The organism is Pseudomonas sp. BF-R-19 (genome assembly GCF_019956445.1).
Lineage (GTDB): Bacteria > Pseudomonadota > Gammaproteobacteria > Pseudomonadales > Pseudomonadaceae > Aquipseudomonas > Aquipseudomonas fluorescens_BH.
In genome coordinates this window covers 25,018-47,008 of record NZ_JAHBDN010000035.1, presented here as the reverse complement: position 1 = coordinate 47,008, position 21,991 = coordinate 25,018, and the positions used below count along the sequence as shown (strand labels likewise).

General features: G+C 60.2%; 19 protein-coding genes. 11 read left to right on the top strand and 8 right to left on the bottom strand.

The features are described from left to right. Window positions 1-68 precede the first annotated feature (68 nt). The 4 genes from KGB28_RS05380 (at window position 69) to KGB28_RS05365 (ending at window position 5,094) form a co-directional block, all read left to right on the top strand. Entirely contained in the window at window positions 69-956 is an 888-nt protein-coding gene (locus KGB28_RS05380) for a LysR family transcriptional regulator (RefSeq protein WP_223443123.1), read from the top strand. Between the two features lie 92 nt (window positions 957-1,048). Then, window positions 1,049-1,903, top strand: coding sequence for a formate dehydrogenase accessory sulfurtransferase FdhD (gene fdhD / locus KGB28_RS05375; protein ID WP_150726476.1), 855 nt, complete (start codon window positions 1,049-1,051; stop codon window positions 1,901-1,903). Continuing rightward, a complete protein-coding gene (locus KGB28_RS05370) occupies window positions 1,900-4,248 on the top strand; it encodes an FdhF/YdeP family oxidoreductase (protein WP_223443120.1) in 2,349 nt (782 codons plus the stop codon). Before fdhD ends, KGB28_RS05370 begins: the two co-directional genes overlap by 4 nt. A 354-nt stretch (window positions 4,249-4,602) precedes the next feature. After that, a complete protein-coding gene (locus KGB28_RS05365) occupies window positions 4,603-5,094 on the top strand; it encodes a glycine zipper domain-containing protein (protein ID WP_223443117.1) in 492 nt (163 codons plus the stop codon). Between the two features lie 65 nt (window positions 5,095-5,159). Here KGB28_RS05365 and KGB28_RS05360 read toward each other — a convergent pair whose 3' ends face one another. The 3 genes from KGB28_RS05360 to KGB28_RS05350 form a co-directional block, all read right to left on the bottom strand. Beyond that, window positions 5,160-5,582: an acyl-CoA thioesterase gene (locus tag KGB28_RS05360; RefSeq protein ID WP_223443115.1), complete on the bottom strand. Its 423-nt coding sequence runs from the start codon at window positions 5,580-5,582 to the stop codon at window positions 5,160-5,162. Between the two features lie 176 nt (window positions 5,583-5,758). Then, window positions 5,759-6,985: a 3-hydroxyacyl-CoA dehydrogenase gene (locus KGB28_RS05355; RefSeq protein WP_223443112.1), complete on the bottom strand. Its 1,227-nt coding sequence runs from the start codon at window positions 6,983-6,985 to the stop codon at window positions 5,759-5,761. Window positions 6,986-7,231: 246 nt separating this feature from the next. Further along, window positions 7,232-9,166: an ATP-dependent DNA helicase RecQ gene (locus KGB28_RS05350; RefSeq protein ID WP_223443109.1), complete on the bottom strand. Its 1,935-nt coding sequence runs from the start codon at window positions 9,164-9,166 to the stop codon at window positions 7,232-7,234. 540 nt (window positions 9,167-9,706) lie between these two features. On the opposite strand from KGB28_RS05350, the gene KGB28_RS05345 reads away from it, so the two are divergent. From KGB28_RS05345 to KGB28_RS05335, 3 genes are all read left to right on the top strand, one after another. After that, window positions 9,707-9,997, top strand: coding sequence for a hypothetical protein (locus KGB28_RS05345; RefSeq protein ID WP_056726907.1), 291 nt, complete (start codon window positions 9,707-9,709; stop codon window positions 9,995-9,997). A 434-nt stretch (window positions 9,998-10,431) separates the two neighbouring features. After that, complete coding sequence (locus KGB28_RS05340) at window positions 10,432-10,728, top strand: hypothetical protein (protein WP_223443106.1); 297 nt, start codon at window positions 10,432-10,434, stop codon at window positions 10,726-10,728. 290 nt (window positions 10,729-11,018) lie between these two features. After that, window positions 11,019-11,372, top strand: a complete 354-nt coding sequence (locus KGB28_RS05335; protein WP_223443104.1) for a DUF1493 family protein — start codon at window positions 11,019-11,021, stop codon at window positions 11,370-11,372. 96 nt (window positions 11,373-11,468) lie between these two features. On the opposite strand, the gene KGB28_RS05330 is transcribed toward KGB28_RS05335, so the two are convergent. From KGB28_RS05330 to KGB28_RS05320, 3 genes are all read right to left on the bottom strand, one after another. Continuing rightward, the gene (locus KGB28_RS05330; RefSeq protein ID WP_223443102.1) at window positions 11,469-13,010 is read right to left on the bottom strand and encodes a phosphoenolpyruvate carboxykinase; all 1,542 of its coding nucleotides are present in this window, start codon (window positions 13,008-13,010) and stop codon (window positions 11,469-11,471) included. Between the two features lie 180 nt (window positions 13,011-13,190). Then, window positions 13,191-14,093, bottom strand: coding sequence for an Hsp33 family molecular chaperone HslO (gene hslO, locus KGB28_RS05325; RefSeq protein WP_150726443.1), 903 nt, complete (start codon window positions 14,091-14,093; stop codon window positions 13,191-13,193). A gap of 444 nt (window positions 14,094-14,537) precedes the next feature. Then, complete coding sequence (locus tag KGB28_RS05320; protein WP_223443099.1) at window positions 14,538-14,945, bottom strand: RNA-binding S4 domain-containing protein; 408 nt, start codon at window positions 14,943-14,945, stop codon at window positions 14,538-14,540. 234 nt (window positions 14,946-15,179) lie between these two features. Between KGB28_RS05320 and KGB28_RS05315 the strand changes: the two genes are divergently transcribed. Together KGB28_RS05315 and rimK are read left to right on the top strand one after the other, a co-directional pair. Next, window positions 15,180-15,641: an ATP-dependent zinc protease gene (locus KGB28_RS05315; protein ID WP_191624865.1), complete on the top strand. Its 462-nt coding sequence runs from the start codon at window positions 15,180-15,182 to the stop codon at window positions 15,639-15,641. After that, window positions 15,638-16,543 (top strand): 30S ribosomal protein S6--L-glutamate ligase, encoded by a 906-nt coding sequence (rimK, locus tag KGB28_RS05310; protein WP_007972871.1) that lies wholly within the window; start codon window positions 15,638-15,640, stop codon window positions 16,541-16,543. The genes KGB28_RS05315 and rimK overlap by 4 nt, the downstream gene beginning before the upstream one ends. A gap of 154 nt (window positions 16,544-16,697) precedes the next feature. Here the strand turns inward: rimK and KGB28_RS05305 are convergent, their stop codons facing one another. Continuing rightward, window positions 16,698-18,011 (bottom strand): ATP-binding protein, encoded by a 1,314-nt coding sequence (locus KGB28_RS05305; RefSeq protein ID WP_150726446.1) that lies wholly within the window; start codon window positions 18,009-18,011, stop codon window positions 16,698-16,700. A gap of 115 nt (window positions 18,012-18,126) precedes the next feature. Further along, a complete protein-coding gene (gene ompR / locus KGB28_RS05300; protein ID WP_007972873.1) occupies window positions 18,127-18,867 on the bottom strand; it encodes a two-component system response regulator OmpR in 741 nt (246 codons plus the stop codon). A gap of 360 nt (window positions 18,868-19,227) precedes the next feature. Here ompR and KGB28_RS05295 point away from each other — a divergent pair, with 360 nt between their 5' ends. After that, window positions 19,228-21,552, top strand: a complete 2,325-nt coding sequence (locus KGB28_RS05295; RefSeq protein ID WP_223443097.1) for a Tex family protein — start codon at window positions 19,228-19,230, stop codon at window positions 21,550-21,552. Then, window positions 21,552-21,935, top strand: coding sequence for a PaaI family thioesterase (locus tag KGB28_RS05290; RefSeq protein WP_007972875.1), 384 nt, complete (start codon window positions 21,552-21,554; stop codon window positions 21,933-21,935). Before KGB28_RS05295 ends, KGB28_RS05290 begins: the two co-directional genes overlap by 1 nt. The last annotated feature ends 56 nt before the right edge of the window (window positions 21,936-21,991 follow it).

Here is a 21,991-nt window from a genome sequence, read left to right as displayed (position 1 = left end):
GCGAATCCAACCCGACCAATGACCCCGCTTGCGATAGAATCCGCACCTTCCCAACCCCTGGAGCGCAGATGGACATCAAGCAGCTGAAATTCCTCATCGCGCTCGACGAAACCCGCCATTTCGGCCAGGCCGCCGCACGCTGCCACATCACCCAACCAACCCTGTCCATGCGCCTGCGCAGCCTCGAAGAAGAACTTGACCTGCCGCTGGTCAATCGCGGCCAGCGCTTCGAAGGCTTCACCGCGCCGGGCGAGCGGGTGCTGGCCTGGGCGCGCACCGTACTGGCGGCCTACGACGGCCTATACGCCGAGGCGGCCGCCTGTCGCGGCAGTCTGGTCGGTACGTTGCGGCTGGGCATGGTGCCGCTGTCGAGCTTCGATCCGCTGCCGCTGCTGCAACGCTTGCACGCCGAACATCCGAACCTGCGTTTCGAACTCTCGGCACTGAGTTCCGAGCAGATCCTCGAACAGCTGGCGAACAATCGCCTGGACCTCGGTGTTTCCTACCTGGAACGCCTCGACACCGAACATTTCGACTCCCTGGCCTACAGCGAAACCCGCATGGGCCTGCTCTACGACCAACGCTTCTTCACCTTTGGCGAGGCGCCGCTGAGCTGGGAATCGTTGATCGAACTGCCACTGGGCATGCTCACCAGCGGCATGCACTTTCGCCAATCCATCGACCATAACTTCCACAGCCGCGGCCTCACCCCACAACCGCTGTTGCAGACCGACGCCGTCCATCAGCTGTTACAAGCGGTGCACGGCGGCCTGTGTTGCGCCGTGATGCCGCTGGACGGTGGCCTCGAAGGGCTGACCGAACACCTGCGCCTGCAACCGATCGAGAACGCCCAGACCCTTGGCCGACTGGGGCTGATCATGCGTCGCAGCGCACCGCGCTCGGCGCTGGCAGAAGCCTGTTTCGCGATCTATCAGCAATCGCTGATTGGTACTTGATCGACGGCATCTATCGGCAGATCAGTAATAGCGATTAGACGCGACAAGTTGTCACGCCTAGTCTTAAAGCTGACCAATCCGTCGGTGATGCCATGAACACCAAGCGCCCAGCCTGCGCGGCGCCTGCCCTCGAAACGCCCGCACCCGCCGCCAGCCAGACTTACAGTTACTGCAATCTGCGTCGTACCGAAACGGATAGCGCCGAATCGGCCAGCACCGCGCTGGCCGAGGAAGTCGCGCTGGCGATTGCCTTCAACGGCATCAGCCAGGCGGTCATGCTGGTAACGCCCACGGACCTGGAAGATTTCATCGTCGGCTTCAGCCTGGGCAGCGGCATCATCCAGGACGCCACGGACATCTACGACCTGCAACTCAGCGGCTCGGGTTCGGCGCAATACGCGCAAGTGACCATCGCCAACCGCGCGTTCTGGAACCTCAAGCAGCAGCGTCGGCAGCTGGCCGGCACCAGCGGTTGCGGGTTGTGCGGCGTGGAAGCGCTCGAGCAGGCGTTGCCGGACCTTCAGGTATTGCCCGGCGCCCCGTTGCCGCCAGTCGAATGGCTTGATGGCCTGCGCGAGCGCATCGGCGCCTTCCAGCCCTTGGGCCAGCATTGCGGTGCGGTGCATGCCGCGGTGTTCATGAATGACAAAGGTGAGTTGTTGCTCGGCCGCGAAGATATCGGCCGGCACAACGCCCTCGACAAACTGATCGGCGGATTGATCCGCCAGAAGATCCCGACCGCTGGCGGGCTGGCGATTGTCACCAGCCGCTGCAGCCTCGAATTGATCCAGAAAGTCTTGCGCGCCGGCATCCAGACCCTGGTCAGCCTGTCGTCACCCACCGGCCTGGCCGTGCAATGGGCCCGTCGCCACAACCTCAATCTCATCCATCTGCCACAGAAGAATGCACCGCGGGTCTACAGCCCAACGTTGGAGAATCAAGCGTGAGTCAACACCGTCAAGCCGATCAGAAACCCGTCCCTCGCTTCAAGCCCTACAAAGGCCCGGCCGGTGGCTGGGGCGCACTGATCAGCGTGGCCCAGGCCTGGTTGACCAGCGACAACGCGCTGAAAAACTTGCGCATAATGCTCAAGACCAACCAGAACGGTGGCTTCGACTGCCCGGGTTGCGCCTGGGGTGATTCTCCGGAAAAGGGCATGGTGATGTTCTGTGAGAACGGCGCCAAGGCGGTGAACTGGGAAGCGACCAAACGTCGTGTCGATGCCAAGTTCTTCGCCAAACACAGCGTCACGTCCTTGCTGGAGCAAAGCGACTATTGGCTCGAATATCAGGGCCGCCTGACCGAGCCGATGAGCTATGACGCCGAGACCGATCGCTACAAGCCGATCAGTTGGGACGCCGCATTCACCCTGATCGCCAAACACCTGAACGGCCTGTCGAGCCCGGATCAGGCCGAGTTCTACACCTCGGGCCGGGCGAGTAACGAAGCGGCGTACCTCTATCAGCTGTTCGTGCGCGCCTACGGCACCAACAACTTCCCTGACTGCTCGAACATGTGCCACGAGGCCAGCGGTGTCGCTTTGTCGCAAAGCGTCGGGGTCGGCAAAGGCACCGTGACCTTCGACGACTTCGAACACGCCGATGCGATTTTCGTCTGGGGCCAGAACCCCGGCACCAACCACCCGCGAATGCTCGAACCGCTACGCGAAGCGGTAAAACGCGGCGCGCAAGTGGTGTGCATCAACCCGCTCAAGGAGCGTGGCCTGGAGCGTTTCCAGCACCCGCAGCACGCGCTCGAAATGCTCACCAACGGCGACAAGCCGACCAACACCGCGTTCTTCCGCCCGGCCCTGGGCGGTGACATGGCGATCATGCGCGGCATGGCGAAATTCCTTCTGCTGTGGGAGCGCGACGCGCAGAAAACCGGTGCCCCGGCGGTGTTCGACCATGACTTCCTCAACGAGCACAGCGTCAACGTGCTGGATTACCTGGCCGTCATCGACGACACCTCCTGGGAGCAGATCGTCGAGCAGTCCGGCCTGAGCCTGGTGGAAATCGAGCAAGCCGCGCGCATGTACGCCAAAGGCAAGAACGTGATCATGTGCTGGGCCATGGGTATCACCCAGCATCGTCATTCCGTGGCGACCATCCAGGAAATCGCCAACCTGATGCTGCTGCGCGGCAACATCGGCCGGCCGGGTGCCGGCCTGTGTCCGGTGCGTGGCCACAGCAACGTGCAGGGCGACCGGACCATGGGCATCAACGAATGCCCTCCTGTTGCATTCCTCGATGCCCTGGAGCGTCGCTTCCGGTTCAAGGTGCCACGCGACAACGGCCACAACGTGGTCGAGGCGATTCATGCGATGGCTGAAGGTCGGGCGAAAGTCTTCATCGGCCTGGGCGGCAACTTCGCGCAAGCCACGCCGGACAGCCCGCGCACGTTCCAGGCCCTGCGAAACTGCGACCTGACCGTGCAGATCAGCACCAAGCTCAACCGCAGCCATTTGACCCACGGCAAGTACGCGCTGATCCTGCCGTGCCTGGGCCGCACCGACATCGATATCCAGACCGAAGGCCCGCAAGCGATAACCGTCGAAGACTCGTTCAGCATGGTCCACGCCTCCAATGGTCAGCTGCAGCCGCTGTCGAACCAGATGCGTTCGGAACCGGCGATCCTGGCCGGCATCGCTGCCGCGACCCTGGGCAGCCACCCTGTGGACTGGAACTGGCTGGTGGCCGACTACAGCCGCATCCGCGACCTGATCGCCGAGACCATTCCCGGCTTCAAGGACTTCAATGAAAAGGTCAAGAACCCGGGCGGTTTCTACCTGGGCAACAGTGCCGGTGCACGCAAGTGGAGCACCGCTTCGGGCCGGGCCAATTTCCGCTCGAACGCGCTGCCCAAAGACCTGGTGCACGAACGCACCCGCGCTACCGGTGTGCTGCCGGACCTGATCATGCAATCGATGCGCTCCCACGATCAGTACAACACCACCATTTATGGCCTCAACGACCGTTATCGCGGTGTGAAGGGTCAGCGGGATGTGTTGTTCGTCAACGAAGCCGACATCATTCGCCTGGGCTTCAAGCCGGGGCAAAAGGCCGACATTGTTTCCCTTTGGGACGATGGCGTGGAACGTCGGGTAAAAGGCTTCACGCTGCTGGCGTTTGATATCCCGGCCGGGCAAGCGGCGGCCTACTATCCGGAAGTGAACCCGTTGGTGCCGCTGGAAAGCATCGGCGATGACAGCCATACGCCGACATCGAAGTTCGTGGCGATCCGGTTGGAAGCGGCGAGTGAGACCGGGCTGATCATGGCCAGGTCTGCTTAATGTGTTGTCTGAACTGGCCCCATCGCGAGCAAGCTCGCTCCCACAGTCTTTTTCTGTTGTTCACATAATCTGCGTTCGACTGAAATCCCTGTGGGAGCGAGCTTGCTCGCGATGGGGCCAGACCAATCACCAAAAACTCCGGACCCTGCACTTTCCTTTCGCCCACAAAAAAGGCCGTTTCCTCATGAAAACGGCCTTTGCGAAGTAGTAAAAGACCGGCAAAAAAACGTTAAGTTCCGCCCAAAAAACAGTAACTTGCAATATTGTATACAGGTCGTGTTATTCGTCGGATTTCGATTGTCACGCCCATTCCAGAGCCTCAGGATCGCGCCGTCATCCCCTTGAGGTTCCTCCATGAAGTTCTCCTCGATTCTCTTGTTGTCCCTTGGCCTGGTCAGCGGTATCGCGTCTGCTGGCGGCACCACCGAAGCCGGTGTAGGCGGCGCATTGGGCGGGGTTTTAGGCTCGGTCGTCGGTCAGTCGTTAGGCGGCAATACAGGTTCCACCATCGGCGCGGCCCTGGGTGGCGCGGGTGGTAGCGCCGTCGGTGCAAACAAACACAGCCGTGGCGAAGCAGCCCTTGGCGGTGCGTTGGGCGCCGCGGGCGGTAACGTGGTCGGCCGCAGCGTGGGCGGCACCAGCGGCAGCCTGATCGGTGCCGCAGCAGGCGGCGGCGCCGGTGGCGCGCTGGGTAACTACATGGGCAAAGAGTACGATAATGATGACGACGATGATCGTCGTTCGTATCGCGGCCATGGTGATCGCCGTTACTACCGTGACGGCCATCCGGGCCGTGGTCATGCCTATGGCCATCGCAAGAAGCACCACAAGTACTACCGCGACTAAGGCCTCGAGCGCCTCGCTGGTAAGTACAACAAAAATCGCAGCCCAAGGGCTGCGATTTTTTTGCCTTAGTGAACCACCAGACGCTCCAGCGCCCCGCGCAACCCTGCTGGAATCGCCACGGGTTGATTCGACACACGATCGACAAACACATGCACGAAGCGCCCCGCCGCACAGGCCTCGTCTTCCCCTTGCTTGAACACGGCCAGTTCGTATTGCACCGAACTGTTGCCCAACTTGCCCACACGCAGACCGATCTCGATGCGGTCCGGGAAGGCAATGGAAGCAAAGTAATCACAGGCCGAGCTCACCACGAACCCCACCACCTCACCATCATGGATATCCAGGCCGCCGACTTCGATCAGGTAAGTGTTCACGGCCGTATCGAAGAAGCTGTAGTAGGTAACGTTGTTGACGTGACCGTAGGTGTCGTTGTCGTGCCAGCGGGTGGTGATGGGCTGGAAGTGGGGGTAGTCGGTGCGTTGGGGCATTGGCGTTGATTCCTGGAGTTGGTTCGCCAAGTCTAAGGCGAAAACCGCGTTATCGTTCTTCGCGAGCAAGCCCGCTCCCACATTGGATATCGGTCGTACACAAAATCTGTGTTCACCGAAGATCAAATGTGGGAGCGGGCTTGCTCGCGAAGGCGCCCTCACAGGCGCCGCATCAATCACTTGTCAGCAAAGCCCTTGCCAGCCGCCGCCAACTCGCCAATCAACCGCGCCGGTTGCCAGTGATCGCCCTGACGCGTCTCAAGGTCCATCAAGCGCCGGTGAATGTCCGCCAACCCTTGCTGATCCGCCCACGCCATCGGGCCGCCCTTGTCCGCCGGGAAACCGTAACCGTTGAGGTAGACCAGATCAATATCGTGAGCCGACCCGGCGATGCCTTCCTGCAGGATCTTCGCGCCTTCGTTGACCAGTGCCAGCAAGCAGCGCTCGAGAATCTCTTCTGGGCCAATCTCGCGGCGATGGAACCCTAGCCCTTCGCTGACCTCCAGCACCAGCGCATCCACCAGTGGGTCATGTTCGGCCTGACGACTACCCGGTTCATAGTGGTAAAAGCCGTTGCCACTCTTCTGGCCGAAACGTCCCTGCTCACACAAACGGTTATCCACCTGAACTTGCGGCGCATCCTGTCCAATGCCGGATAACTGGCGCGCGCGCCATTGCAGGTCGACGCCCACCACATCGAACATGCGGAACGGCCCCATGGCGAAACCGAAGCCCTGCAGCGCTGCGTCAACCTGGTAGGGATAAGCGCCTTCCAGCAGCATTTTTCGCGCTTCGAGCACATAGGTATTGAGCATGCGGTTGCCGATGAAACCGTCGCAATTGCCCGACACCACGCTGACCTTGCCCATGCGCTGGCCGAGCGCCAGTGCCGCGTCGAGCACCGCCGGCGCCGTCTGTGCACCACGGACGATTTCCAGCAGCTTCATGATGTGCGCCGGGCTGAAGAAGTGCAGGCCCAGCACTTGTTGCGGCCGGCGTGTGACCGCAGCAATGGCGTCGATGTCCAGCGCCGAGGTATTGCTGGCCAGAATGGCTTCGGGTTTGAGCAGGTCATCGAGCTCGCGGAAGATTTTCTGCTTGAGCTCAAGATTTTCGTACACCGCTTCGATGACCAGGTCGACATCGCGGATGGCCGTGTAACTATCTGCCGCCATAACGCGCGCGGCACGGGCATCGGCTTCGCTCTGATCAATGCGGCCCTGGCGCACGTTGTGGGCGTAGGTGTCCGCCACGGTGGCCAGCGCTTGCTCCAGCATTTGCGGATTGTTGTCGACCCACTGCACGGCCACTCCGGCGTTGGCCAGGCACATGACAATGCCACGGCCCATGGTGCCCGCGCCGATGACGGCGGCGCGCTGAATATTCGACGGTGTCTGGCTCATGTTTTGTTCTCTTGTTGGCGATCCGAAGACAGCCACCACCATAGTCAGCCACCGGGTTTTTTTGAAATTTATTCCTGTGATGAGCAACATTCAGCGGATGGATGTAGCCCTTTGAGTACACCGCAAATCCCTGTGGGAGCGGGCTTGCTCGCGAAGGCGATCCATCTATTTGCAGTGATGGTGACTGACCCTCCGCTTTCGTCGGATCGCCACCCGGAGCAAGCCCGCCCCCACACTGACCGTGTTTCAACCGAGTAGATGTTGCTCGGCCCACTCCCGCACCCCGGCATACGGATAATCTTCCAGCGCCGCAAACCCGGGAATCGACCGAGCCTTGAGCTTGGTGAACAACGGCACGCTGATCCCGCACAGAAACCGTGTCACGCGTTCGGCCGAAGGCAAGTTGCCCGTATGCTGCTCGTGCCTGTGGATAAAACCGCCACACAGCGCCTCGAAATTCTTATCCACAAGCGCCGGCAACTCCGGGGGTGCCGGTAGCCGCGCCACTTGCCCATGACACACCGAACAATGCCCGCATTGCTGCGGGGCATTGTGGTCACCGAAATACTCGGCCAGGCGATAACCCAGGCAGCGGTCGGTGGCGAACAGGTCCAGCATCGCGTGAATCCGCGCGACCTCGGTGCGCTCATGCCGAGTGAAACAGCCGTGCAGTTCCTCGCTCAACGCGACGTTGTCGAACCCGCTTTGCAGCACGCTGTAGACCTCGGTCATCTGCTTGCTTTCGAGCTCCACCCAACCCTTCTCCTGGAAGTAATCCAGCGCCTTGACCACCCGACTGCGCTCGGCCTGATGCTGCTCGTACAACGCCTCGAAATTCACCGTGGCCCAGGTCCGCGCACGGCTGGAGGTCTGGATGATCGCAGCGACAAAGTCCCTACGCTCGCCTTCGAAACGCGCCAATAGCGCCTCGGGTTCCTGCACATACTTGAAACGGTACTCGGCGTAGTACGCGTAGCGCGGGGCGATCAGCCCGCGCAATTCGAGTTGCACCAGCAAAGTCTTGAGCGGCAACTGGCGAATATTGCTCTGATCGGCCAATGGCCCCAGCAGAAACTCCCACTGCCCTTCAGTTGCCGCGGCTTGCATCTCATCAAGCACGCAACGGATGCCATCCAGCTCGGGCGTGTCGCCGTAGACGAAATTCTCCAGCACGTTGAGGCTGTCGCGGTTGGCCAACACCAGGCAGTCCGACGGCTGCCCGTCACGTCCGGCGCGGCCGATTTCCTGGCTGTAGTTCTCGATGGATTTGGGCAGGTCGAAATGCACCACGTTGCGGATGTCACTCTTATCGATGCCCATGCCGAAAGCGATGGTGGCGACGATGCAATTGGACTGCCCGCCCATGAAGCGACGCTGGATCGCTTCCCGTTGCTCATGGGGCAACCCGGCGTGATAAGCCTCGGCCTGAATGCCGTTGCGGTTCAGGTGTTCGGCGATGTGCTCGGCGGTTTTCTGCAAGGTCACATAGACGATGCTCGGCTGGTCCGGACGCTGGCTCATCCACTCGACCAGGCGCCTGCGCTTGTCCGCTCCGCGAACCGGCTCCACCAGCAAATTGAGGTTCGGGCGATAGAAACCGGTGGTCACCACATCGTCGGCGGCGATGGCGAATTTCGCCTGCATGTCGGCGATGACCTTGGGCGTCGCCGTTGCGGTCAGCAGCAACACCTGCGGGATGTTGAACTGGCGTTGATAGTCGGGAAGCTTGAGGTAGTCCGGGCGAAAGTTATGCCCCCATTCGGAAATGCAGTGCGCCTCGTCCACCACCAGCAACGAGATCGGTACTTGCTGCAAAAAATGCCGGAAGCGCTCGTTCTTCAGGCGCTCCACGGAGATCATCAGAATCTTCAGTTCGCCGGATTTTGCCCGGGCCATGACGTCACTGGCGTCATCGCGACTCTGCGCCGAATCGATACTGCCCGCCGAGATGCCGTGGCGTTGCAAAAACGCCAGCTGATCCTGCATCAACGCCAGCAGCGGTGAGACCACCAGCGTCAGGTGCGGCAGCAACAGCGCCGGCAATTGGTAGCAAAGGGATTTGCCGGAACCGGTGGGGAAAATCGCCGCCGCCGAGCGCCCCGCCAGCACGGCACTGACGGCCGCCTCCTGACCGGGTCGAAATTGTGGATAACCGAAAACCTGCTCCAGGGTGTTGTGCATAAGCTGTCACTCCGTTAACCGCTGCGGAGTCAAAAGCCTGGCCGGCGATCGCAGCGAGTCGAGAAAAGGTCGGGGGCAAAAACGATAGGGGATGATACAGCGGATGATTCAAAGGGCTTTAGGAATCGGGTAACTGGCAGATCGCTTTCGCGAGCAGGCTCGCTCCCACATTTGATCTTCAGCGCACAGGGTTCTGATGCTCAAACATAGATCAGTGTGGGAGCGAGCCTGCTCGCGAAGAGGCCAGCACACCCACCGCAAAATTCGAAATACCCGACAATGTCCGAGGCCCCCTCTACCGAGATTTACTGCGAAGCGGCTGAAAACGCTGTAAGCATTTTTACCTCTCGCCATTCCACGTTGAAAACCCAGCACCAACGTGTAGTCCCCTTCCTCAAAATATGACAAAACCCTTACAAAGCCTGTCGATCTCAGCCGTCTTGTCCCGTAACGCCATACCCTCCTATAGTTTCCAGCGCGGCTGAAAACAGTGTCTCGGCCTGCCGGGAACACTTGCCGATTTCGCACAGGACCCACTCAATGAAAAACCCCGACTCACTGACAACCCGCTACCACCCACTCAAGACCCGCTACAGCGAAACCCCGGTGCTGGTCATCGATACCGAGGCCGACCCCTTCGAGATCCTCGACGCCGCCCGACAACGCATCCACGCCGCCAGCGACCTGCTCGAAACCCTCTATTGCATGTGCTTCAAACAGGCCAATGCCAGCGACATCCCCAAGATCGTCAGCGCCCTGTACCTGCTGACCCAGGACGGCAATGACCTGCTCGACATCGCCCGGCAGCGTTTGCCGAAACTCACCGGCTGAAAAACACCACAACCGCCTGTGGGAGCGAGCCTGCTCGCGAAGAACGATAACGCGGTCCTTCTGAGGACATGCAAATGCTGGAAATTTCGCTGTGGATAACTCCGTCAGCAACGACCTATGGAAGCTTCAGCAAGGTCCTACAAAACAAGGCAACTTGTCGGCTATCGCCAGCCAGTGGCTCGAACATATAGTCCGGATTGTCGCTGCCAAATCAGCGATCAGGTTTGGTCACCTGAGAACAACGCACATAGTTGTGCCATCATTCGCGCCGCGGACATCTATGTCCTCGCAGTGCATTGTCATGGCGACTGTGTGCGGGACGCCTTCGGGCGAGCCGAGTTGTTGTTCTCGGTTGACCAAGCCTGCGCACAGTCCGCCTCCCATCGTTTGGTCACGGTGCTGGCGGTTAATTAACAACAAACCGAGTACATGCCATGTCAACTCTGAATCCGTTTCCAAAGCGCTACCGCCCACTTCACACCAACCTCACCGACACCCCGGCCCTGATCATCGACACAGAGGCCAACCCGCAAGACATCCTCGAAGCCGCCCTCCAGCGCATCCGGGCCTCCAGCGACCTGCTGCAAACCCTGCACTGCCAATGCTTCAAACACGGCGACCTCCAAGACATCCCGCACATCACCCATGCGCTCTACCTGCTGACCCAGGACGGCTGCGACCTGCTCAAGGTTGCCCAGCAACGCATGCTGAACTGGAAAGCGCCGGTCTGATCTTTAATGGAGATCGCTCCCACGCACTGCGCAGGAGCGATCAAGAAACAAGAATTGCTCCGATGGCAACAAACCACTCAATGCCCTCATCGGATACAGAAGGAAACCATGAGCAGTTTTTTTGATGAGCTAATGGAAAGCGTGCAACAAATGAACGAGATCCTACGGGGTGAACGTCGGCCCTCCGTGCAAACTGAAAACGCTGAGCCAGAAGCAATCAACTCAGCCGGCCCTTCCTCTCAAGTCCGACGACCAATAAGATCCGTTAAGGACCAAACGGATCTCCCCCAATGAACCTCGCCTCCAACCTCCCCGACGACCACTTGATGCAGCAACTCATGCAACTGCTGCATGAAGAACTCGGCTTCCCCGAACGCAAAACCATCAGCCTCACCACCTCGATCAACTTCGATCTTGGTTGCAACGGTGCAGACGCCCGGCATTTGATCGAAACCCTGGAAGACCACTTCGCCATCGATTTCGTGGATTTCGACAGCTATCGCTATTTCCAGCCCGACGGCTTTGACGTGAATCTAAAGCGAAAAGCCAAGGGTCGCGGCGAGAAGGTGCCTTTGACCATCGGCATGCTCTACCGGGCCATCAAGGCCCAACGCTGGGACACGGATGAGCTCGAGGGCCTGTAACGGCCCGACGCATTCTGACTTGCCCGAGAAAAACTGAATTTTGCGCACAAAAAAGCCGCCCCGAGGGGCGGCTTCTTCGTTAGCTCAATCCAACACTTACAGCTTTGGACCCGCAGCCTTGATCGCGTCGCTCACTTCGAACTTCTTGAAGTTCTCGATGAACAGGCCGGCCAGTGCTTTGGCGGCTTCGTCGTAGGATGGCTTGTCGGCCCAGGTGTTGCGTGGGTTCAGCAGGCCAGTCTCAACGCCCGGTACGGCCACTGGCACGTCGAGGTTGATGGTGTCCAGGTGTTCGGTCTCGGCACCGATCAGCGCGCCGCTCTGGATCGCTGCGATCACGGCACGGGTGGTCGGGATGTTGAAGCGCTTGCCGACGCCGTAGCCACCGCCGGTCCAGCCGGTGTTGACCAGGTAGACCTTGGAGCCGAAGCCGCGGATGCGCTTGATCAGCAGTTCAGCGTATTCGCCGGCCGGACGCGGGAAGAACGGTGCGCCGAAGCAGGTGGAGAAGGTCGACTTGATGCCGCTGCCCGAACCCATTTCGGTCGAACCGACCAGAGCGGTGTAACCGGACAGGAAGTGGTAGGCCGCTTGTTCTTCGTTGAGGATCGACACTGGCGGCAGTACGCCGGTCAGGTCGCAGGTCAGGAAGATCACAGCGTTTGGCTCGCCACCGAGGTTCTTCTCGGAGCGCTTGGCAACGTGCTCCAGCGGGTAGGCGGCGCGGCTGTTCTGGGTCAGGCTGACATCGGCGTAGTCGGCGTGCTTGGCGTCGTCGATAACGACGTTTTCCAATACCGCGCCGTGCTTGATGGCTTTCCAGATAACCGGCTCGTTCTTCTCGGACAGGTCGATGCACTTGGCATAGCAACCGCCTTCGATGTTGAACACAACGCCTTCGCCCCAGCCGTGCTCGTCGTCACCGATCAGGTAACGGCTTTCGTCGGCCGACAGGGTGGTTTTACCAGTGCCGGACAGACCGAAGAACAGGGTCACGTCGCCTTCTTCGCCGATGTTGGCGGCGCAGTGCATTGGCAGTACGTCGGCGGCCGGCAGCAGGAAGTTCTGCACCGAGAACATGGCTTTCTTCATTTCACCGGCGTAACGCATGCCAGCGATCAGCACTTTCTTCTGTGCGAAGTTGAGGATCACGCAGCCGTCGGAGTTGGTGCCGTCACGCTCTGGCACGCACTCGAAGTTGGCAACGTTGAGGACCTGCCACTCGTCACGACCCGCCGGGTTGTACTGAGCCGGGTTGATGAACAGGCAACGGCCGAACAGGTTCTGCCAGGCAGTCTGGGTGGTCATCTTCACGGCCAGATAGTGCTCGGAAGCCGCACCTACATGCACGTGGGAAACGAAATGCTCTTGCGCGTTGTTGAATGCCTCAACGCGAGCCCACAGGGCGTCGAACTTGTCGGCCGGGAACTTGCGGTTGATCGGGCCCCAGGCGATGGCGGCCTGGGTGTTTGGCTCTTCAACGATGAAACGATCGACTGGCGAACGGCCGGTACGGTGACCGGTACGAACAACCAGTGCGCCGGTATCGGCAAGCTCGCCTTCACCGCGGTTGAGGGCTTCTTTAACCAGATCATCAACACTCAGATCGGTGTACACGGCATTGTTGGCTTGCGTCATGAGGTTCCCCGTCGGCCAGTGGCCGAGTGCTCCAAACGTTTTTGTAGTAGAAAGTCGTGCACTACTACCGCGAAAAAAGTGGGCCGGATTATGCCAGAAAAGCCCAAAAAGAGTAGACCCCTCCTGTCGTAACGGCATTAATCCGGCGGCAGCCAGTGAATTTACCTGCGCTGAACCGTTTTAGTGACGAGTATCTGACGGCGTCTCGATACCCGCGCCGGCGAACAATTGAGTGACATCGGCGGCGTCAAACAGGTAGCGCTGGTTGCAGAACTGGCAATCGATTTCGATGTTGCCACCGTGTTCGACCACCAATTGCTGCGCGTCTTCCATACCCAGACTGACCAGCGCATTGGCCGAACGTTCGCGCGAGCAGCTGCAACGGAAGCGCAGCTTCTGCACATCGAACAGACGCACCTGCTCGTCGTGGTACAGGCGATGCAGCACGGTTTCGTTGTCCAGGCTCAACAACTCATCGGCGGTCAGCGTACCGCCCAGCGTGGTGATGTGCTGCCAGCTGGCGGCACGCTCGTCTTCGTCTTTCAAACGGTCCGCAGGCAGTTGTTGCAGCAACAGGCCACGGGCGCGACGACCATCGGCGCAGAGCTTGATGCGGGTGCCAATCTGCTGGGACATGACGAAGTAGTTGGTGAAGCAGTCGGACAACGTTTCGCCATCCAGGTCGACGACGCCCTGGTAGCGCTGGCCCCGTTTCGGGTCGACGGTCAACGTCAGCGAGCCATCCGGCATCAAGTCAGCCAGGGTAGCGTCGGGGGCAATCCGGTCCGCCTCGTAACGGGCCAGGCCCCGTATCTCGCGCTCGCTGGAGCACTCGATCATCAGCAGCGGGATCGGGCCTTCGGAGCGTGCCTGCAGAATCAGCAAGCCATCGAACTTCAACGTGCCGACCAGCAATGATGCGGCCGCCATCAGCTCGCCGAGCAATTGCGCGACCGGCTGCGGGTAGGCGTGTTTGGCCAGGACTTCGGCGTAGCTGAGCTCCAACGAGACCAGTTCGCCACGGGTGTCGCTGTCATCGAAGATGAAGCGTTGGGTGAAGTCGTTATCCGCGTGATCGGTCATAGGTCTGGGTATCTGAATTAGTGAAAAAGGTTACAGGAAACATGAAATTTACCCTGCGCCACCCCTCGGGTGCGCAACATTCAGCCATGAAAGGCATTTTATGAACAATCCGGGCCTGATCCAAGCAAGGTGGAACAAGCGCTGATGGGTTTTGGGTCGTTTCCCGCCCTGCACTGCCGGCAATGTGGTTATGGCCTACAGGTCAGAGACTGTGTGTGATTTTCGACGAGCGGCGATATCGTCCATGCGATGCACTGCTGGCGAAGCACCGATATGGATGCGCACCGGGTCAATTGCAAGTCTTGGCCTTATACGCGGTGAAAGCTGGCGAGTGCTTTGCACTCGATCGCGGGCAAGCCACGCTCCCACAGGAGTGGCACAAACCCTTGTGGGAACGGGCTTGCACGCGATAGCGGCCTGGCAATCGCCCGAGAAATATCTGAATTAGTCGTCGTTACTGCTGCCACGAAACTTGAACAAATCCCGCCGCTGTTTCTTGCTCGGCTTACCGTCGGTGCTCACGCCCAGGGCTCCGGCTTTTCTTTGCGCTGCGGCCTCTTCGCGTTTGGCGATGCTGGCCAGGGTTTCGGCATACAAGGTCTGCGCTTGCGGCGCGCCGCGGCGAACGATCGACAACGCCTGGACCACCACCGTGCGCTCCTCGAAACCGGTGCGAATCACAAACTCGTCACCGATGCGTGGCTCTTTACCCGGCTTGCAACGTTCGCCCCGGCAATGCACCTTGCCGCTTTCAATCGCCGCCTTGGCCAAGGCGCGGGTTTTGTAGAATCGTGCAGCCCATAACCATTTATCGAGGCGGACTTTGTCGTCCTCTTCGTTTTTTTGTGCCATGGAATTTCCTCATTCTGAAATATTGGTGAACTGTACTACCGTTTCTGTCGTACCAAGAATTACTCCGTCCCGGACTACAATGCTGACATTCCATAACCTCCTTGCGAGACTGGAAATCCGGGCTGTAGATATCTGTCGCCTTTTAACCATTATTCTGCGTGAATACCGCGAATTTGGCCGCCTGCGGCCACTGCGGTTTCTACCGGTTGAGCAATTTTGAAGACATTTGACCATTTGACCGTTGTCGGTCTGCGCGAGTGGGTGGCGCTCCCTGATTTGGGAGTCGCCGGCCTTCGGGCAAAAATCGACACCGGCGCCAGCACTTCCAGCCTGCATGCCACCGACATCGAGACATTTGACCGGGACGGTGAGCAGTGGGTGCGCTTCACGGCGCACCTGGGCACAGTGGTTCAGTTGCGTCACCGGCGCTGCGAAGCACCGCTGGTGACGAGGAAAACCATTAAAAGCTCAAACGGTCACGCGCAGGTGCGATACGTGATCAGCACCACCCTGGCCCTTGGTGATCGGGTCTGGCGGGTCGAGTTCACGCTCGCCTGCCGCAAGTCCATGCGTTATCGCCTGCTGCTCGGCTCCAAAGCCCTGATCCACGGCCAGTTGGTGGTCAATCCGGGCATCAAGTATGTACAAGACAAGCCGGTGTTCCCGGTATCTACCTCCTCCACAGGTGTTGCATGAAGATCGCTGTGCTGTCGCGGAATCCGCGTCTGTATTCCACCCGTCGTCTGGTCGAAGCCGGTACCGAGCGTGGCCATGAAATGGTGGTGGTCGACACCTTGCGCGCCTACATGAACATCGCCAGCCACAAGCCGCAGATCCACTACCGCGGCAAACCGCTGGAAGGCTTCGATGCGGTGATTCCACGGATCGGCGCATCCGTGACCTTTTATGGCTGTGCAGTGCTGCGCCAGTTCGAAATGATGGGGGTATTTCCGCTCAACGAATCGGTGGCCATCGCCCGTTCGCGGGACAAGCTGCGTTCGCTGCAGTTGTTGTCCCGTCGCGGGATCGGTTTGCCGGTGACCGGGTTTGCCCACTCCCCCGATGACATTCCCGACCTGATCGAAATGGTCAACGGCGCGCCGTTGGTGATCAAGGTGCTGGAAGGCACCCAAGGCATCGGCGTGGTGCTGTGCGAAACCGCCACGGCCGCAGAATCGGTGATCGAGGCGTTCATGGGCCTCAAGCAGAACATCATGGTTCAGGAGTACATCAAGGAAGCCGGTGGTGCGGACATTCGCTGCTTCGTCGTCGGTGACAAGGTGATTGCAGCGATGAAGCGCCAGGCCAAGCCCGGCGAGTTTCGCTCCAACCTGCATCGAGGCGGCAGCGCGAGCCTGATCAAGATCACGCCGGAAGAACGCATGACGGCGTTGCGTGCGGCGAAGGTCATGGGGCTGGCGGTGGCAGGTGTCGACATCCTGCGCTCCAATCACGGGCCGCTGGTGATGGAAGTGAACTCGTCGCCGGGACTTGAGGGGATTGAGACCACCACCGGGAAGAATGTCGCGGGGATCATCATTGAGCATCTGGAGAAGAATGGTGGGCCGAATATGACTCGGACCAAAGGGAAGGGTTAATCCTCGAGCCTTGTGGCGGCAGGGATGCCGCCTTCGCGAGCAAGCCCGCTCCCACAGTGATCTTCAGTGGACATAAAATTTGTGTTCAACACGATCATTGTGGGAGCGGGCTTGCTCGCGAAGAGGCCATTAGCCTCACCGAAGAACTACGGCCTTAAACGGCATCCCGCGGCAGCATCAACCCCAACGGCAACCTTACCCGCGCTTCCAGCCCACCGCCCGAGCGGTTACGCAACTCAACGTTGCCACCATGCATCGAAGCAATCCGCTTCACGATTGCCAATCCCAACCCGGTGCCCTTGCCACCCCGGGCACGATCACCGCGGGTGAACGGGTTGAAGATCGCCTCCAGCTCCGATGGATCGATCCCGGCACCACGGTCCATGACGCTCAGCACCACATACGGTGCGCTGGTGTCCCCGGATACATACGCCGCCACCTCCACACCACTACCGGCATGATGCAACGCATTGCCGATCAGGTTGTTCAGCAGTCGTTTCATCGACACACGACGCAACGGGAACGGCTGGATAGGCTCCAGGCGCAGTCGCACTCTCTCTTCATTCTGGTTATAGGGCGCGGCGACCTCACGGACCAGGTCACTCAGGTCGACCTCTTCCACCGACTCGTCACGCCCGTCGCGAATGAACGCCAGGAACTGATCGAGAATCGCGTCCATGTCTTCGATGTCACGCACCATGTCGTCAGTCAGGTCGGTGTGATCGCCCATCAGTTCCAGGGACAGGCGCAAGCGTGTCAACGGCGTACGCAAATCATGGGAAACCCCGGCCAGCATCAGTTCACGCTCGCGACCGGCCTGTTCGACGTCTTCGGCCATCTGGTTGAAGGCGCGGTAAACCTCGGTCATCTCACTCGGCGTATCGCTGATTGGCAGGCGCACGCTGCGGCCCTGGCCAAGTTGCCGCGCGGCATACACCAGACGCTTCAAAGGTTGATTGAGCTGGCTGACGAAGATCCAGGCCGAAGCGGTGGACAGCAGGCCAATAGCGAGGAACCAGCCCAGCACGTTCCAGATTTTCTGACCGCGCAACGGATGGGGATAAAGCGGTACCTTCAGCCAGCCATCGCCCAGGCTCGGTGCCCGAACCCACAGCGCCGGTGGCGAATGCATGCGTAACCGGACTTCAGTGTCGGCACCCAGCTCCGACTGCATCTGCCGCTGGTAGATCTCGCTGTAAGGCCAGTGTTGTTCGCCTTCCGGCACACCAGCACCCACCACCCGGATCAGGGTCGCGGCCTCGGCGATCTTGCCGCGGTTTTCTTCATCGGCAGCCCAATAGGCGCGCAGCGTCAGGGCGACGCCGTGGCTGTACTGGCGGTCCACCAGAACGTCTTCGTTCATCAGCAGATAAACCAGGGTCAGCGCCTTGGAGAAGAGTACGACGATGAGCACCAGCCAAAGGGTGCGGGAGAAGAAGCTCTGGGGAAACCAAACGGGGGTTTTCATGGATAACCGTTAAACACTTGCAGGAGCGAGCGATGCTCGCATATTGCGGATCGCGAGTCTGCGAACAGGATCGATTGACCCGCCGTCCGCATGACCCGCTCCTACAAATCGCCAATCACTTGGTGGCGGTACCATCCGGAACAAACACGTAACCCACGCCCCAGACAGTCTGGATGTAACGCGGTTTGGACGGATCGGGTTCGATCATCCGGCGCAGACGGGAAATCTGCACATCGATGGAACGCTCCAGGGCATCCCACTCGCGGCCACGGGCCAGGTTCATCAGTTTATCGCGGGTCAGCGGTTGACGCGCGTTCATCACCAGGGCCTTGAGTACAGCGAACTCACCGGTGGTGAGCATGTGCACTTCTTCGCCGCGCTTGAGCTCGCGGGTAGCCAGGGACAACTCGTAGTCACCGAAGGTCACGCTTTCGTCTTCGCTGCCTGGCGCGCCCGGCACCGGAGCCGACTGGCGACGCAAGACCGCTTTGACGCGAGCCATCAGCTCATCGGGGTTGAACGGCTTGGCCAGGTAATCGTCGGCGCCCAGCTCCAGGCCCTTGATGCGGCTCAGCTCATCGCCCTTGGCGGTGAGCATGATGATCGGAATCTGGTTGTTCGCGTTGCGCAGGCGGCGGCAGGCAGTCAGGCCGTCTTCGCCGGGCAACATCAGGTCGAGGACGACCAGGTTGAACACTTCGCGCGCCAGCAGGCGATCCATTTGCTCGGTGTTCGGTACGGCGCGGGCGCGGTAGCCCTTGCTGACGAAAAAACGCTCCAGCAGGCTGCTGAGCCCCGGATCGTCGTCAACGATAAGAATTTTTTCGCCTTCAGCAGTTTGTGCAGTGCTGCTCATTGGATGCTCCTTTGATCTCGGCGCGCATTATGGCGTAGCTGCCGTTATACGCACCGTGTGCATTGTTAGCAGATTTTTCCTTTAGTGCCAGAAAACCGCCCATTGCACCGGCAACCCGCAATGTCCCCGAATGCCGGAACGCTGGTTATAATGCGCGGCCTTTTGTGTCAGGCAACATCAGACAGGTACTACAGACGGACACCATTTTTTTCATGGCGTCGGCAGTAATTGTTCGATTTCACGGGTCAACGGGATACCTTTTGATCCAGGTAGCGGCGCAGGCCAGGCCGCTCAACCAGACTCGCCGAGGCCCTATCCCTGCGCCTGCGAGCCTGCTTTCACAATTTGTCAGGTGGTTTTATGGACAGCATCAACAGCCGCATCGCCGAGGAACTCGGTGTACGCCCACAACAGGTCGAAGCGGCCGTCGCGCTACTCGATGAAGGCTCTACCGTTCCCTTCATCGCCCGTTACCGGAAAGAAGTGACCGGCAGCCTCGACGATACGCAATTGCGTCATCTGGAAGAGCGCCTGCGCTACCTGCGAGAACTCGACGAACGGCGTATCAGCATCCTCGCCAGCATCCAGGAGCAGGGCAAGCTGACCCCGCAACTGGAACGCGACATCAAGCTCGCCGACACCAAGACCCGTCTCGAAGACTTGTACCTGCCGTACAAGCAGAAGCGCCGCACCAAGGGCCAGATCGCCCTGGAAGCCGGCCTCGGCGAGCTGGCCGACGGCCTGTTCAACGACCCGTCCCTGAGCCCGGAAACCGAAGCCGCACGCTTCATCGACGCGGAAAAAGGCGTGGCCGATGTGAAGGCTGCCCTCGAAGGCGCCAAGTACATCCTGATGGAACGCTTCGCTGAAGACGCCGGCCTGCTGGACAAGCTGCGCAACTACCTCAAGCAGGAAGCCACCCTCAGTGCCCGCGTGATCGCCGGCAAGGAGGAGGAAGGCGCCAAGTTCCGCGATTACTTCGAACACGACGAACCGCTCAAAAGCATGCCGTCGCACCGCGCGCTGGCAATTTTCCGTGGCCGTAACGAAGGCATCCTCAGCTCCGCGCTGAAAGTCGGCGACGAACTGCCGGGCACCATGCACCCGTGCGAAGGCATGATCGGCCAGCAATTCGGCATCCAGAACCAGAACCGCGCCGCCGACAAATGGCTGGGCGAAGTGGTGCGCTGGACCTGGAAGGTCAAGCTCTACACCCATCTGGAAACTGATCTACTGGGCGAGCTGCGCGATGGCGCGGAAACCGAAGCGATCAACGTGTTCGCCCACAACCTGCACGACCTGCTGCTGTCGGCCCCGGCCGGCCCGCGCGCCACTCTGGGCCTCGACCCGGGCCTGCGCACCGGTTGCAAGGTCGCCGTGGTCGACTCCACCGGCAAGCTGTTGGATCACGCCACGGTTTACCCGCACGTGCCGCACAACAAGTGGGACCAGACCCTCGCCGTGCTCGCCGCCCTGTGCGCCAAGCACTCGGTGGACCTGATCGCCATCGGCAACGGTACCGCCAGCCGCGAGACCGACAAGCTGGCCGCTGAACTGATCAAAAAATACCCGGCCATGAAGATGACCAAGGTCATGGTTTCCGAGGCCGGTGCATCGGTTTACTCGGCGTCGGAGCTGGCTTCCAAGGAATTCCCGGACCTCGACGTGTCGATCCGTGGCGCGGTGTCGATTGCCCGTCGCCTGCAAGACCCGCTGGCTGAGCTGGTGAAGATCGATCCGAAATCCATCGGCGTCGGCCAGTACCAGCACGACGTGTCTCAGCTGAAACTGGCCCGTGGCCTGGATGCAGTGGTCGAGGACTGCGTGAACGCCGTCGGCGTCGACGTGAACACGGCTTCCGTGGCGCTGCTGGCACGGATCTCCGGCCTCAACGCGACCCTGGCGCAGAACATCGTCAACCACCGCGACGAGCACGGCGCGTTCAAGACCCGCGCCGCGCTGAAGAAAGTCGCGCGGCTGGGCGAGAAAACCTTCGAACAGGCCGCCGGATTCCTGCGCGTCATGAACGGGGAAAACCCGTTGGATTCGTCGGCGGTTCACCCGGAAGCCTATCCGCTGGTTCAGCGCATCGCCGCCGAAACCGACCGTGACATCCGCTCGCTGATTGGCGATGCCACGTTCCTCAAGCGTCTCGATCCGAAGAAGTACACCGATGAAACCTTCGGTCTGCCGACCGTGACCGACATCCTCCAGGAGCTTGAAAAGCCTGGGCGCGACCCGCGCCCCGAGTTCAAGACCGCCGAGTTCCAGGAAGGTGTCGAAGACCTCAAGGACCTGCAACTGGGCATGATCCTCGAAGGCGTGGTGACCAACGTGACCAACTTTGGCGCGTTCGTCGATATCGGCGTGCATCAGGATGGTTTGGTGCACATCTCCGCACTTTCGGAGAAGTTCATCAAGGATCCACGGGAAGCGGTGAAGGCCGGTGACGTGGTGAAAGTGAAGGTCATGGAAATCGACATCCCGCGCAAACGCGTGGGCCTGTCGATGCGCATGAGCGACACCCCGGGCGAGAAAATCGACGGCGCTCGCGGCGCGCGTCCGGGGTCGGCGCCACGCCAGTCCCAGAACACCGCACCGCGCAAGGAAACCACGGCGGCAGCACCGAGCAACAACGCCATGGCTTCGCTGTTCGCCAATGCCAAGCAGTTGAAGAAACGCTGATGGACATTCCCGCCGGGCTGACCGAAAGCGCGTTTTTCAAGCTGCTGGGCTGCCGCTTGCACAGTCTGGAAACCGGGGTGGCGCAAGTCGCCCTGGCGCTGGAACCGGAGCTGCGCAATCGCGGCGGCAAGCTGCACGGCGGGGCGCTGTTCAGCCTGGTGGACATTGCCATGGGGCTGGCCTGTTCCAGCACCCACGGCTTTGACCAGCAGAGCGCGACCATCGAGTGCAAGATCAATTACATCCGCGCCGTCTCTGACGGCGAGGTGATGTGCACGGCGCGGGTGATCCACCCGGGTCGCCGCACATTGGTGGTCGAGGCCGATGTGATGCAGGGCGACAAACTGGTCGCAAAAGCACAAGGCACGTTCGCTGTCCTGTAGCTAGATGTCATCGATTTGAGTTAATTTCGGCGCTGTGACCACAGTGTCGGAATTTC